The organism is Rhodothermales bacterium (genome assembly GCA_034439735.1).
GTDB lineage: Bacteria > Bacteroidota > Rhodothermia > Rhodothermales > JAHQVL01 > JAWKNW01.
Window position 1 is genome coordinate 1 of record JAWXAX010000015.1, and the last position, 14129, is coordinate 14129.

The window sequence follows — 14129 nt, forward strand, 5'->3', positions numbered from 1 at the left end:
ACCAGGGGCTTTATAATGGATTTCTGGCGGCCGGCCTCATCTGGGGGCTGCGTCTGGGTGTGGAGGGGTTCGGGGTGAAGGTGTTCTTCCTGACGTGTGTGCTGGTAGCCGGCGTGTTTGGAGGGATGACGGCGAGCCGGAAGATCCTGGTGGTACAGGCCCTGCCGGCGGCGGTGGGGTTGGTGTTGGTGTGGTTGAGCTAGTGGCGAGTTTGGGAGAACCACCGGCACTACTCGTCGTCTCTGAATACGCAAGGGACTCTGTCACTTTGGATCAATTTGCCGTCCGATCATCCATCCGATGATTATCGTTGAAGTCATCACGCTCATTAACTGACGTTACGCGCTCACAGCGCGAAGGTCATACTGAGACCCTTAGCCTGGCTTCGCGGGGCTTTCTTGTCTGGCATGAACGTATGGTTAGATGGAAAATCGCCAATTCCCATACCCCTAAGTCATCCTGAGCGTAGTCGAAAGCCTGCCCCCGCGAAGGCGGGGGGACCTCCCGGACGTACGAGAGGCCCTTCGACTACGCTCAGGGTGACACGATATGGGTTGTTTTTCGCTATTATGCCCGGTTTTTCGAGTACATGTACCCCGCTGAGCTGTTTTATAGGGTTTTTCGACCATTATCGAACAGAGCGTTCATTAGCAACGTAGTGAAGGACCTTCCTACGACGCGACCGATGGCGTTTACTCTTTCGCCCACTCCGAATTCTGCTTGAACAAGCATGTGAAGACGCGCAGGGAATCTCATACCATGTCGTCACCGGCGCTGTCGAGGAGATGGTCAATGTGAGAGATGCGGTTATCGCAAAAGCGAGTGCCCTCGCAGCTAATATTCGCCGGGTTTGTTGACCGAGTGGGGGATAGGGGGTTATTATGGGGAGGGCTTCGCTTTCGTGACCAGTTTGTGTTCGACAAGTTCTTCTGACGATTCATCGCTATTCCTTTCCATCGCTTGTCGCTATTTCTCAATCCACGATGAAAACCAGAATAGTTGCTCTGTTTGTAGGCGTCTTGCTCTTGATCAATTCAGGATGTCAGCCCGGCGCAGAGCCTTCAGCGACTATCTCTCAGGCCGTGGCAGACAGTGAGACCGTTAAACCCGTGTTGCTTGCGGAAGTGGGTACCTTCTCCGAATCGCCGGTTTTCGATAAAGAAGGTAACATCTACGTTTCCGAACCCTATGGTGGCCCCATCACAAGGGTAACGCCGACGGGTGAAGTGAGCACGTGGGCTGAGACGAAAGGGGCAAATGGACATCGGATTCTGGAAGACGGTACTCACCTTGTTTGCGACAGAGTCAGAAGCGCAGTGCTAAGGCTGGACCCTGACGGTAATGAAATCGGTCTTGCCGCTTCAAGCTGCGGTGATCACCCCCTTCGGGCTCCGAATGACCTGGCTCTTGATCAGCATGGCGGATTCTATTTTACTGATCCGAGTGGCAGTCAGGAAGATCCTGTCGGTCGTATCTGCTATGTTGATGCGGAAGGTGATTCTCATTGGCTTGCTGAATGGGAAGGCTTCCCAAATGGAATCGCCGTGAGCCCAGACGAGAGAACGCTTTATGTAGCGGAGTTTAATCGCAATGAAATTCTGACATTTCCGATTGAATCGCCGGGCAAGATTGGCGCTGAGTCGTTATTGACGAAACTGCCAGAAAAAGAGGGTGTCCCACTATTTGGCCCCGATGGGATGGCCTTTGGCCCGGATGGGAATCTATTCGTAGCCCATTTTGGAATGGGTGAGATTCACGTTTTGTCGAAAGAAGGTAAGGTCATACGTACAATTGACTTAGGCGACGATAGCGCATGGTCGAGCAATCTTAACTTTGGTGCCGCTGGTTCTCAATCGCTGTACGTAACTGGCAACTCTGGTCCTGATCCAAGTATGCCGGGATTCTTGTATAGGCTCAAACTATAAGTTAGACATTGAGGCCATGATGAACTTGAAATGCCCACTGGGACGCCATGCGATCCTGATAATCCTTTTCTTGTTGAAATATTCCGTGTGCTCCGCGCAGACGATAGCGGAACTCACTCCCACCATTCAGAATAGCGTGCCTATCAACGGCATGATGATGTATTATGAGATCTATGGTCAGGGTGAACCTCTCGTGCTTCTGCATGGCTTCACTGGTTCAGGTAAGAACTGGGCTTCGATTGTAGACGATTTTTCCGGAAAGTATCAAGTTATTGTGCCGGATTTGCGTGGCCATGGACAATCAACGAATCCTGGAAATGAGTTCACGCACCGTCAATCGGCGCTAGATGTTTTTGCACTGTTGGACCATCTCGGGATAGATGACTTCAAGGCGATGGGAATTAGTACAGGTGGAATGACGCTCCTTCACGCGGCCACACAGCAGCCGGAACGCGTGTCGGCCATGGTCTTAATTGGTTCCACGATCTACTTTCCGGAGCAAGCCCGCGAGATTATGAGAAGTGTTATAGTAGAAAGTCAATCTGAAGAATCGTGGGCTGGGATGAGGCAAGAACATGTGCACGGTGATGAGCAAATAAAGTCGCTTTGGAATCTGTTCTACAACTTCCAGTACAACTACGACGATATGAACTTCACTGCACCCTATTTGTCAACAATCAAGGCGCGCACCCTGATTGTGCATGGCGATAGAGACGATTTCTTCCCAGTGTCTATACCGATTGAAATGTACTTGGCTATACCGAATTCTGCTCTGTGGATAGTGCCCGAGGGTGGGCATGTACCCGTTTTTGGAGAGAACGAAGCCTACTTTATTCAACGTGCCACTTCATTTCTGAAAGGAAGTTCGGTAGACTGAGGGGATGAGCCTTGGAAGCAAGCCGGCGTATCCGACAGGATGTACAGAGTGATGCTACGCGCCGTCAATAATGGATAAGTTCTGGCGTCTCTCCGGGTTTGGTGATCGTTTTAAAGCCGCGATTGCACAACGGAGTCGATCTCCAAACCGGCGCAGCTTGTAGGGAATCGTCTGCCTTTATGATTTGTGAGGCATCTCTATAGAACACAACAACGCTCTGTTGCGCGTGATCGCCAGCCGGTCCGCTTATCAGCACCGTAGGCCTCGTTTCCCCACACGCATATTGCATCGCCGCGAGGATGCGGTTAGATTACCCGCCCGTTCCAGGTATACCGCATAACAGCACAACACCCTATGTTTGAGCAAGCCTTCAAAAACATCGACGATGTTTTATGGAAAGACGCCGGCTGCACCAGCGAACTCGACTACACCGAGCAAACCTCCTGGCTGCTCTTCCTGAAATACCTCGACGCGCTGGAGTCCGACCGCGCCACGGCCGCTGCCCTGGGGGGTAAATCCTACTCGCACATCCTCGATCTGCCCTACCGCTGGGAATCGTGGGCCGCGCCTCGGGACAAAAGCGGCAGGATCGACCACAACGCCGCCCTCACCGGCGACGACCTGATTCAATTCGTCAACGGCGAGTTATTCCCCTACCTGCACGGCTTCAAGCAAAAGGCCACCGGACCCAACACGATCGAATACAAGGTCGGCGAGATCTTCGGCGAGATCAAGAACCGCATCCAGAGCGGCTACAACCTGCGCGAGGCCATCGACCACATCGACGAACTCCGCTTTGCGTCGCAGACCGAGAAACACGAGCTCTCGCACCTGTACGAGGCCAAGATCAAGAACATGGGCAACGCCGGCCGTAACGGCGGCGAATACTACACCCCGCGCCCGCTCATCCGGGCCATCGTCGCCGTCACCGCCCCCCGGCTCGGCGAGACCATCTGCGACCCCGCCGTGGGCTCCGCCGGCTTCCTATGCGAATCCTTCGAGTACCTCAAAGCCCGGAACCCCCAACGCACCACCGCCCAGGACCGCACCCTGCAGGAGCGCACGTTCTACGGGAAAGAGAAGAAGTCCCTCGCCTATGTCATCGCGATCATGAACATGATCCTGCATGGCATCGAGGCTCCGAATATCATCCACACCAATACGCTGGCCGAGAATCTGGCCGACGTACAGGAAAAGGACCGGTTCGACATCATCCTGGCCAACCCGCCCTTCGGCGGGAAGGAGCGTAAGGAGGTGCAGCAGAACTTCCCCATCCGCACCGGCGAGACGGCGTTTCTCTTCCTCCAGCACTTTATCAAAGTCCTCAAGGCCGCCGGCCGCGCCGGCATCGTGATCAAAAACACCTTCCTCTCTAACACCGACAACGCCTCCGTCAGCCTCCGCCAGAAACTCCTGGAGGAATGTAATCTCCACACGGTGCTCGACTGCCCCGGCGGCACGTTCATCGGCGCGGGGGTGAAGACGGTGGTGCTGTTCTTCGAGAAGGGCACGAAGACACGCAAGGTCTGGTATTACCAGCTAGATCCAGGCCGCAACATGGGGAAGACGAATCCGCTCAACGATACCGATCTCGCCGAGTTTGTCGAGTTGCAAAAGACGTTCGCCGACTCTCCGAAAAGCTGGAGCGTGGACGTGGCAGCCGTCGACTCGAAGACGTTCGACCTCTCCGTGAAGAACCCCAACGGCGGCGAGGAAATGGTGCATCGCAGCCCACAGGACATCATGGACGAAATCGCCGCGCTGGATGCGGAGAGTGCGGAGGTGTTGGGGAATATCCGGGGAATCTTGGGCGTAGCCGAAAGAGAGGGAGTATGAAGGAAGGGTGGCAGACAAAGACGTTGGGCGACGTGTGCATATTCGACAAAGCGCAAGGGATTCATCGCGGATTGCCTTACGTCGGGCTTGAACACATCGAATCTCACACCGCTCGGTTCATTGGCTCATTCGAGCCTCAGCCGGCTCAAAGCTCGACCTTTAGATTCTCTGAAGAACACGTTCTTTATGGTCGGCTTCGACCTTATCTGAATAAGGCATTAGCGCCAGATTTCGACGGTCATTGCTCAACTGAAATCTTCCCGTTGAAGCCGAGTGCTGAACTCTCGCGGGAGTATCTGCTGTTTTGGCTTCTTGCCGATGAGACGTGCGACCGCATCAACGCAACATGCACTGGAGCACGAATGCCTCGTGCTCAGATGAACGAGGTGCTGGGTTTCGAGATACCTGTCCCCCCGCTCGCCGAACAGCAGCGGATCGTCGGACTGCTGGACGAAGCGTTTGCCGGCATCGCCACGGCCAGAGCCAACGCCGAAAAGAACCTTCGAAATGCCGGCGCGCTTTTCGAGAGCCATTTGCAATCCGTCTTCAGCCGGCGGGGTGAGGGGTGGGTGGAGACGACGCTCGGAGCTCACATTGACCTTTTGGCTGGGTTCGCTTTCAAGAGCGCAAATTACACTACTCACGAAAAGGATATTCGCCTTCTGCGAGGTGACAACATTATCCAAGGTTGTCTTCGCTGGGACGACGTTAAGCGGTGGCCCGCCAATAATACTAAGGAATATGAGCGATACCGGCTCTGCGAGGGGGACGTCGTGTTGGCGATGGACCGTCCTTGGGTCAAAGCCGGATTGAAGCACGCGACGATTTCCCGTGATGACTTACCATGTTTGCTCGTTCAACGAACGGCTCGTCTTCGGGGCGGAGCGAACTTGGACAACCGCTTCTTAAAGCTACTCATTGGAAGTTTTGCTTTTACCGCTCACATTCTTGGCGTTCAAACGGGCATTGGCGTTCCGCACATCAGCGGACAGCAGATTAAAGACTTCGAGTTTGCTCGTCCGCCACTTGTCGAACAACGACTCATTGCGGACAACCTCGAATCCCTTCGCGAAGAAACCCAACGCCTCGCCCGCATCTACGAGCGGAAGCTCGCCGCGTTGGAGGTGTTGAAGAAATCGTTGTTGCACCAGGCCTTCACCGGGGCGTTGTAGGCGGACCCCATTGACCGGGCTGACGGTACGGAGGGGCTTTTTGAGGTGCTTGTACTGGAACAGGTTTAAAGAGGGCCCCCATTCACCGGGCTGGCGGTACGGCGGAGCAGTTTTAAGTGCTGGTGCCGTCATAAGGTCAATCCGGTCAACAAGGAGCCTCACCCAAGAAAGTTGCCATGCCTGAGCTGTTTGACAAACGCGGCGGATTCCGCCGGCTGCATTCGTTTACGCTGGCCACGGTGGTGCAGCTGGAGACGCTGCGGTTCTGCCGGCGTTTTCTGACGTTCGACCACCGCGAGGCCGGCGTGAAGTTCTACGACCCCAAAGGCCGGCAATACGACCAGATGACCCAGGCCGCCCGCAGCGGACGGCAGAACATTATCGAAGGCTCGGAGCGATCCGCCACCTCGAAGGACACCGAGATGAAGCTGACCGATGTCGCGCGCGCAAGCCTCAGCGAATTGCGGGGCGACTACGAGATGTTCATCCTGGACCGCGGACTCCTGCCGTGGTCCGTCCACACCCCCGATGCCCGGGCCATCAACGCCATCTCGCTCGATCCCGCGCCGTTCACCGACGACATGTCCACCAGTCGGCCCGGCATGCCCTAGAACAACGTAAAAAATACGCGCCGTGGCTCGATTCCGACGATGCCACCGTAGTGGCCAACGCCCTGCTCATCATCATTGGCCGCGCCCTGAACATGTTGAAGAGCCAGATCGAGGCGCAGGGGAGGGCGTTTGAAGAAGCGGGGGGCTTCAGCGAACGCCTCACGGCGAGGCGAATCGAGGTACGGGACAGGCAACGATCCTCGGACGCGCCCGAATGCCCGCAATGCGGCAAGCCCCTGCGCCGGCGGAAGTCGGCCAAAGGGGATTTCTGGGGATGCCCGGCGTTTCCCGAATGCAAAGGAACCCGCCCCGCCTAACGCCATAAAGGATACGTCGTCCACACACGTACGGCATGTCGCTTTGCGTCAACCCCGTCAATACGGTCCCCCCAAGAACCACCCATGAACGAAGCCGAAACCCGAGCCGAATACATCGACCCCGCGCTGGCGGCGGCGGGGTGGGGTGTTGTCGATGGCAGCCGGATCCGGCGGGAGTTTCCCATAGCGCCGGGGCGTATCGAAGGGCTCGGCCGGCGGGGGAAGGCGCTGATTGCGGACTACGTGTTGGAGTACCGCAACCGGAAGCTGGCGGTGGTCGAGGCCAAAGCGTGGGATCAGGACCTGACTGTGGGCGTGGCGCAGGGCAAGTACTATGCGGGCAAGCTGGCGGTGCGCTTCGCCTATGCCACCAATGGGCAGGGGATCTACGCCATCGACATGGATAAGGGGCAAGAAGGGGAGATCGTCGCTTACCCCACGCCGGATGCCCTCTGGGCCATGACTTTTGCTGCAGAGAACGCCTGGCGGGATCGGTTCGCAGCCGTGCCGTTCGAGGACAAGGGCGGCTCGCATCCGACCCGGTATTACCAGGACATCGCCGTCGGGCGGGTGATGCAGGCCATCGCCGAAAACCGGCCGCGCATCCTGCTGACGCTCGCCACCGGCACCGGCAAAACCTTTATCGCATTTCAGATTGCGTGGAAGCTGTTCCACGCCCGCTGGAGCCTCAGCCGCGAAGCGCTGCGCCGGCCGCGTATCCTCTTCCTCGCCGATCGCAATATCCTGGCGAACCAGGCGTACAACGCCTTCTCGGCCTTCCCCGAGGACGCCCTGGTGCGCATCGAGCCGGGCGATATCCGCAAGAAGGGCAAAGTGCCGAAGAACGGGAGCCTGTTCTTTACCATCTTCCAGACCTTCATGAGCGGCCCGCCCCGAGACGGGCAGCCTTCACCCTACTTCGGCGATTATCCGCCGGATTTCTTCGACTTCGTCGTCATCGACGAGTGCCATCGGGGCGGGGCGAACGACGAAAGCAACTGGCGCGGCATCCTCGACTACTTCGCACCCGCCGTGCAACTCGGCCTCACCGCCACGCCCAAGCGGAAGGATAACGTGGACACCTATGCCTACTTCGGCGAGCCGGTATATACCTACTCGCTCAAGGACGGTATCAACGACGGTTTCTTGACACCCTTCCGCGTCAAGCAGATTCAGACGACGCTGGACGAGTACGTGTTTACGTCCGACGATACCATCGTGGAGGGGGAGATCGAGGCCGGAAAGCGGTACGTGGAGGACGACTTCAACCGGAGCATCGAGATCCGCGAGCGGGAGAAAAAGCGTGTGGAAATCTTCCTCTCGCAGATCAATCCGAACGAAAAGACCCTGGTATTCTGCGCCAACCAGGCCCACGCGCTCCTCGTTCGCGACCTCATCAACCAGCTCAAGACGAGCAAGGACCCAAACTACTGCCACCGCGTCACGGCGGACGACGGCGCGCTGGGCGAGCAGCACCTGCGCGACTTTCAGGATAACGAGAAAACCATTCCGACCATCCTGACCACCTCGCAAAAGCTCTCGACCGGCGTGGACGCCCGTAATGTCCGCAACATCGCGCTAATGCGCCCGATCCACTCGATGATCGAGTTCAAACAGATCATCGGGCGCGGCACGCGGCTCTTCGACGGTAAGGATTACTTCACGATTTACGACTTCGTGAAGGCCCACGTGCTCTTCACCGATCCCGAGTGGGACGGGGAGCCGCTAGAGCCGCAAGAGGTCCTGCCACCGAAGCCCATCAAACCCGAGAAACCAGACGTCGTCCGTGAAGAGCGCGAGGAGTGGACCGTTCGAAAACCCGTCAAAGTGAAGCTAGCGGATGGGAAGGAGCGCACCATCCAGCACATGACGATGACCAGTTTCTGGCATCCCGACGGCACCCCGATGTCCGCGCAACAGTTTCTGGAGCTGCTCTTCGGCAAACTGCCGGAGTTTTTCAAAGACGAGGCCGAACTCCGCACCATCTGGAGCGCCCCCGACACGCGTAAGAAACTCATGCAGGGGCTGGCGGAAAAAGGATTCGGGCACGACCAGCTGGCCGAGATGCAGAAGATCATCGACGCCGAGAAGAGCGACCTCTTCGACGTGCTGGCCCACGTTGCCTACGCGTTGCCGCCCGTCACCCGTGAAGTCCGCGCCGAGAACGCCCGAGCCCACATCACCACCCGCTTCGATGCCCGGCAGCAGGCGTTCCTGGATTTCGTCCTCCAGCACTACATCACCGTCGGCGTGGAAGAACTCGACCAGGAAAAGCTCACGCCGCTGCTCCTGCTGAAATACCACAACTCCATCGCGGATGCCGTGGCCGACCTGGGCGGCCGGCCCGAAGAGATCCACCGGGCATTCACCGGTTTTCAGAAGTATCTCTACCAGCTGCCGGCTGCGGCGTAGTGGAAGGAGGGGGCTGGCTGCAGCACAGTATATGCGTGTTGTCTCGTGATCCGCGACTCCCAACTCTTCTTAGGACGTCGATGGTCGTTAGGAGGGTATTGAATGAATACCGGAGTTATCGCCGGCATGAACTTTTTCGTTCGGTCGTAATGTAGTGACAGCGCGTGCCTGAGACAACACCGTAGGGTGGCGCTCGTTGGGATCTAGCTTTTGTAGGCAAAACGGGGCAACGCAGGCGGTGGCGATGCAAGGAGGACGAGGAGCCAGACAACGAACGCAAGTGCAGGGTGTGCTCTCATGGTGCGTTTCCGACGACGTTAGAAGGGTGTAGAGAAGGGGCCTAAGCCGGGGTAGCCGCCTAACGGTTGAGCTGTGTCGCGAAGGGCGACACGGCCTCGTTCACGGCTATTAGTCTTATGATGGCATTGAAGTGGGTCTTAATTTTCATCGATTGAGACCCAAGCTTCCGTGTTTTCCCAAGCCATTTTTAAGATTCTTGCACCATCTTGAAGGTCGATACTGATCGTAAACTGCTCGACAGATTCTGCCAGTGATTTTATGTTCATTGGCAAGCGAACAAAATCCTCAGACTCATCATAATCTGTCCCCCATTGTCCCGTTTGCTTATTCACAATAAGCGTCCACCCAGACATTGATGGAATCGACCAGAGGGTGTACCTCCCTGCAGGGATCTTTTGACCACCTACAACTATATTCTGATTTACTTCGAAAAGGGTTGAACCATTCGCTCCTGTGCGCCAAACCCTGTCCCAGGATACGAGCGAACCGAATATTTTCCGCCCCCGGATTGAAGGGCGCCCATAATCGACCCTTACATGCGTCCCTCCGATGATCGTCTCGGCCTGCGATCTCGGTGAATGGACACCTTTAAGCAATTTATTCGAGACTCTGAGCTTTGAAACCAGTGAATCTACGATCGAGAGGGGTATTCGACGGGCTATATAGGACATTCGTGCGGTTCCTGTACCCTCAAGAGTGCTCAATCGCCCTTGTGCATCAAGATGTGCACGCACCACTCCCATAGTGGACGGATTGTCGATGGTCAAAAGGTTGGGGCGGATTATTTCAAGCATAACTGGCTGTTGGGTTGTGCCCCAGGGCAGTCGTACTTCTTCCTTATCCCTTTCGTTTGACAGCATCCAGATGGACAAGGATTCAAACACCGAAAAAATCGGAATTTGCATAAGAATGAGATGATTGCCTCCGGGAACACTATAACTGCTTGCTAGGGATGGGTTGGGAGGAGATGAAGTATTTACTACATTGGTAAAATGAGTACTATCGACATCGTATATGATCGTCTCATGGCTACTCAAAACCTCATTTCCTGCAGCATCGATTTCATAGAATAGTTGCTCCATTCTTTGAATGATTCCGTTCTCCAGGAAGTGTACATCAAAGTATCGGTGCCGTACTGACCCTTCAGTTACGAGGCTCTCACCAAACACCCTTCCCGGGATGCGAGTATATTTTTCTACCCCTATAGTGTCCTGGCCGAGTGTTAGAATAAAAGCACCCTGATCATAGGCGAGCTGTGCTAGCGCAGACTGAGCTGCGAACAGCAAGAGCAATGTAATTACTATAAGTCTGCGCATCATGCCCCCTATAGCGTCAAATGAATCAGCAGGATAACCTCATATTCTCCACTTTAGCAACAGATCTATCGGTCATTTCGCTGCACCTGCACCAGTCTCCACCCGATTCTCTGAGCTGAATACTGTATTTCTGATTGGGAGACGCTCCTCCCAAGAGGCCGCTGCCCCCAAATCCTCGACCAGGCACACTTTCGAGCTATTGTTGAGGCCTACCAGCCTTTCGGCTACTTGTCTGACACGTTGAATCCGCCGTGTATCCGTTCCGGGTTAGTGTTCAACGTTCCGAGTAAGCAATCCTGTATCGTACTATCACCCGGAACTCCGAATCCGGAACGCCATGACAGTATCCGGCAAATTCGTGTTGACGATCTACGAGAGCTTAACTTAGCCGGAAATTTCCCGTTAGCCGGCGCCGTATCAATACCCGCCGGCTCATTGGGGGCTGGACTCTGGAAGGGCTTTATATAGGTTCTGAATCGGAGGTGTTGGCTTTGTGATGTCTGGCCGGCCAAGTTCAGCGGCGCATCGCATGCCGTTGATGCCACGCCCGTGAGCGGAAACGTCGCCCGGCGTTAATTACGATAGAGTGCGTTGTTATACCGCCGATTTCCCTGGTTCAGAGCAACTGTTTGAACGGAGCCACCGTCAACCCGGCGTCCTTTATAAGTCCTCCCATCGTGAAGGCATTGACGGGATTCCCCCGTGGAATCGTCAGGATGCGGGTGCCGTCCGACATGATGATGTGTTTGCTCTCCCCGATCATGCGGAACCTAGCTTTCTCAAAAGCGCGTACGGCTTCGCGGTAATTGACACCTGGAATCTTCGGCATCGTTACGCCGCCACCTCGACTTCCCGTACCTCGGCGTCTTCGTCACTGGCTAGCTCAGCGGCGACCGCGAGGTACTCGGCGATGGCATCAACGATGTTGTCCAGGGCTTCCCTTTCCGTTTCCCCTTGAGACCAACAGCCGGGGAGACCGGGGCAGGAAACGCTGAAGCCTTCTTCAGTTTTTCGGAGGGCGACTTTGTATTTCATTGCGCACCGAGCTATAGGTTGAGACGGTCTGATCAGAACGAGGGAGGTGAGGGGCGGTTTCTTTATGATGGTATAACTAACACTATTATGTCTTCTTGAAAATAACACAACCAGGATTTCAAGCGCAACGACCTGAATCTAAAATGGTTGCGGCGAGGGTATGCTGGTTTTTGAACAACAGTCTCGATAAGAGGACCTGCATCTTATCAACATCCCGAGAGCCTCCGTCTTACCCAAATTGCTCACCAGGCTCGCATCGGTGCGGGGCTCCTCTCGACCACGGCGCAACGCCTGCGGCGTCACGGCCAAACGCTGAAGGTCCACGCCACTCAGCGGATCCATAAACCCCGGGTTGATAAATATTTATGCCGGTAAGGCAGGCTCACGCCCTGAGATGCGCCGGCCATCGCTTCCTTCGTGCGGCAACCTGATGCTTTAATGTGTCCGCCCGCTGAGTCCCGAATAAGGTGGGCCGGCGTGGCGGAGGGCCTTGTTCATTAGATAACCCTTTCATACCATCCAGTGCCCTGTTCGTAGACTCGCTCGATTGCATCCCATGTCCGACACGAAGCACTTCTTCGTCAGCTACAACAAGGCCGACATCCGCTGGGCGGAGTGGATCGCGCAAAAGCTGGAGGACAACGGGTACGGGGTCCAGATACAGGCATGGGACTCCCGGCCGGGGATGAACTTCATCGCGTGGATGCAACAGGCGAGCGTTGACTGCGATCGGACCCTGGCTGTGCTGTCGCCGGATTACTTCACGGGTAAGTTCTCGGAGATGGAATGGACAGCCGCACTCTACGACGGCAAGCTCCTCACCGTCCGTGTCGCCGACTTTCAAGTGCCCGGTCTCCTCGGACCCATCGGCTACATTGACCTCGTGGGTACAGCGGAAGAGGAAACGCTCGACCGGCTACTCAAGGGGATTCAGGCCGGCCGTGCCAAACCGGACAAGCCCCTACCGTTCCCCGGTCACTTTGCAAAAGCGTCGTCGCTGCGTTTCCCCGGCACTCTCCCTGCCGTGTGGAACGTGGCCCGCCGCAACCCCCTGTTTACCGGGCGCGAGGAGTTGCTCGACACCCTCAAGACGACGCTCAGCAGCGGGCACAGCGCCGCTCTTACGGCGCTCGCCGGCCTCGGCGGCGTGGGCAAGTCGCAGCTCGCCCTCGAATACGCCCACCGCTACCAGGCCGACTACGAGCTGGTCTGGTGGTTCGCCGCAGAAGAATCGACCTCGGTGTTCTCAGGCTTCAGCGCTCTGGCCCGCGAACTCGACCTCCCGGAGCATGATGCCTCGGAGCAGATAGTAGTGGTGCAGGCGGTACTCCGATACCTTCACCAGCGCCGGGGCTGGCTCCTCATCTTCGACAACGCCGAGGATCCGGAAGCCATCGCTCCTTTTCTTCCCCAGGGTGCCGGCCACCTGCTCCTTACCTCCCGCAACCCCAATTGGACGGGCATCGCGAAGAAGCTAGAGGTGACCACCTGGCCCCGGGAAGAGGCCGTCGACTACCTCCTCAAGACAGCCGGACTCGACGACCGCGCCGGTGCCGGCCGCCTCGCCCACACCCTCGGCGACCTCCCCCTGGCTCTCGCCCAGGCTGCCGCCTACATCGCCGCCAGCCCGGGAATGCGTTCGTACTACGACTACGTGGCACTCTTTAACACCCAGCGCGCCGCCCTATGGGCCGCTGAGGAAAAGCCGCACGGGTACGACCAGACGGTGGGCACCACCTGGACCATGGCCATGAAGCGCGTGGAGGACGAAGCCCCGGCCGGCACGCTCCTCCTTCGCCTCTGCGCCTTTTTTGCCCCGGAGAACATCCCCATCGGCCTTCTTGAACGCCTCGCCGGCCACGCCTCCGATCTTCAGGCCGACCTCCTCCAAAACCCCATCGCCTGGAACAGCGGTCTCGCCGCCCTGGCGAAATACTCCCTCGTCACTCGCTCCGACGACGGCATCTCCGTGCACCGCCTCGTCCAGACCGTCACCCGCGACCGGATGGGGAAGGAAGAAGAGGCCCGGTGGCGCGAACACGCCCTCGCGCTCCTTATCGACGCCTGGCCCGGGGATGATTACCGGCAGTGGGGTGACTGCGAGGCCCTTCTGCCTCATGCACAGGCCTGTGCCGAACGAGTGGAGACCGGGGACGCGGAGTCTGAACATTTTGCAAAACTCGCCGCCCTCATGGGCTATTTCCTGGATGCTCGTGGATTATACGGCTCGGCGGAGCCGCTCTACCAACGGGCGCTCCTGGCCCGCGAGCGCGTGCTCGGACTGGAGCATCCCTCTACGCTGACTTCCGTGAATAACCTCGCCTCTCT

At 57.0% G+C, this 14129-nt stretch carries 12 protein-coding genes; 9 read left to right on the top strand and 3 right to left on the bottom strand.

From position 1 onward, the window contains the following. The 8 genes from SH809_00615 to SH809_00650 all read left to right on the top strand — a co-directional run. The coding region (locus tag SH809_00615) for a DUF1304 domain-containing protein (protein MDZ4698178.1) at positions 1–203 on the top strand (203 nt) is incomplete at its 5' end. 780 nt (positions 204–983) lie between these two features. Continuing rightward, positions 984–1925, top strand: a complete 942-nt coding sequence (locus SH809_00620; GenBank protein MDZ4698179.1) for an SMP-30/gluconolactonase/LRE family protein — start codon at positions 984–986, stop codon at positions 1923–1925. 16 nt (positions 1926–1941) lie between these two features. Beyond that, positions 1942–2802, top strand: a complete 861-nt coding sequence (locus SH809_00625) for an alpha/beta hydrolase (protein MDZ4698180.1) — start codon at positions 1942–1944, stop codon at positions 2800–2802. A 354-nt stretch (positions 2803–3156) separates the two neighbouring features. After that, on the top strand, positions 3157–4638 hold the full coding sequence (locus SH809_00630) for an N-6 DNA methylase (GenBank protein ID MDZ4698181.1): 1482 nt from the start codon (positions 3157–3159) through the stop codon (positions 4636–4638). Next, the gene (locus SH809_00635; GenBank protein ID MDZ4698182.1) at positions 4635–5810 is read left to right on the top strand and encodes a restriction endonuclease subunit S; all 1176 of its coding nucleotides are present in this window, start codon (positions 4635–4637) and stop codon (positions 5808–5810) included. The genes SH809_00630 and SH809_00635 overlap by 4 nt, the downstream gene beginning before the upstream one ends. A gap of 176 nt (positions 5811–5986) precedes the next feature. After that, a complete protein-coding gene (locus SH809_00640) occupies positions 5987–6421 on the top strand; it encodes a four helix bundle protein (protein ID MDZ4698183.1) in 435 nt (144 codons plus the stop codon). A 50-nt stretch (positions 6422–6471) separates the two neighbouring features. Further along, positions 6472–6738, top strand: coding sequence for a four helix bundle suffix domain-containing protein (locus tag SH809_00645; GenBank protein MDZ4698184.1), 267 nt, complete (start codon positions 6472–6474; stop codon positions 6736–6738). Between the two features lie 84 nt (positions 6739–6822). Beyond that, positions 6823–9150 carry a DEAD/DEAH box helicase family protein gene (locus SH809_00650; protein ID MDZ4698185.1) on the top strand — a complete coding sequence of 776 codons (2328 nt, stop codon included), beginning with the start codon at positions 6823–6825 and terminating at the stop codon, positions 9148–9150. Positions 9151–9587: 437 nt separating this feature from the next. Here SH809_00650 and SH809_00655 read toward each other — a convergent pair whose 3' ends face one another. The 3 genes from SH809_00655 to SH809_00665 form a co-directional block, all read right to left on the bottom strand. Beyond that, a complete protein-coding gene (locus SH809_00655; protein MDZ4698186.1) occupies positions 9588–10769 on the bottom strand; it encodes a DUF2911 domain-containing protein in 1182 nt (393 codons plus the stop codon). Positions 10770–11382: 613 nt separating this feature from the next. Next, complete coding sequence (locus tag SH809_00660) at positions 11383–11595, bottom strand: hypothetical protein (GenBank protein ID MDZ4698187.1); 213 nt, start codon at positions 11593–11595, stop codon at positions 11383–11385. A gap of 2 nt (positions 11596–11597) precedes the next feature. Beyond that, entirely contained in the window at positions 11598–11801 is a 204-nt protein-coding gene (locus tag SH809_00665) for a type II toxin-antitoxin system HicB family antitoxin (GenBank protein MDZ4698188.1), read from the bottom strand. A gap of 556 nt (positions 11802–12357) precedes the next feature. Here SH809_00665 and fxsT point away from each other — a divergent pair. Then, a partial coding sequence (gene fxsT, locus SH809_00670; protein ID MDZ4698189.1) for an FxSxx-COOH system tetratricopeptide repeat protein occupies positions 12358–14129 on the top strand: 1772 nt, incomplete at its 3' end.

What these genes read in the sequence shown, in the direction of transcription:
- SH809_00620 (MDZ4698179.1), top strand. Translation starts at nt 984, where the DNA reads ATGAAAACCAGAATAGTTGCTCTGTTTGTAGGCGTCTTGCTCTTGATC.
- SH809_00625 (MDZ4698180.1), top strand. Translation starts at nt 1,942, where the DNA reads ATGATGAACTTGAAATGCCCACTGGGACGCCATGCGATCCTGATAATC.
- SH809_00630 (MDZ4698181.1), top strand. Translation starts at nt 3,157, where the DNA reads ATGTTTGAGCAAGCCTTCAAAAACATCGACGATGTTTTATGGAAAGAC.
- SH809_00635 (MDZ4698182.1), top strand. Translation starts at nt 4,635, where the DNA reads ATGAAGGAAGGGTGGCAGACAAAGACGTTGGGCGACGTGTGCATATTC.
- SH809_00640 (MDZ4698183.1), top strand. Translation starts at nt 5,987, where the DNA reads ATGCCTGAGCTGTTTGACAAACGCGGCGGATTCCGCCGGCTGCATTCG.
- SH809_00650 (MDZ4698185.1), top strand. Translation starts at nt 6,823, where the DNA reads ATGAACGAAGCCGAAACCCGAGCCGAATACATCGACCCCGCGCTGGCG.
- SH809_00655 (MDZ4698186.1), bottom strand. Translation starts at nt 10,769, where the DNA reads ATGATGCGCAGACTTATAGTAATTACATTGCTCTTGCTGTTCGCAGCT.
- SH809_00660 (MDZ4698187.1), bottom strand. Translation starts at nt 11,595, where the DNA reads ATGCCGAAGATTCCAGGTGTCAATTACCGCGAAGCCGTACGCGCTTTT.
- SH809_00665 (MDZ4698188.1), bottom strand. Translation starts at nt 11,801, where the DNA reads ATGAAATACAAAGTCGCCCTCCGAAAAACTGAAGAAGGCTTCAGCGTT.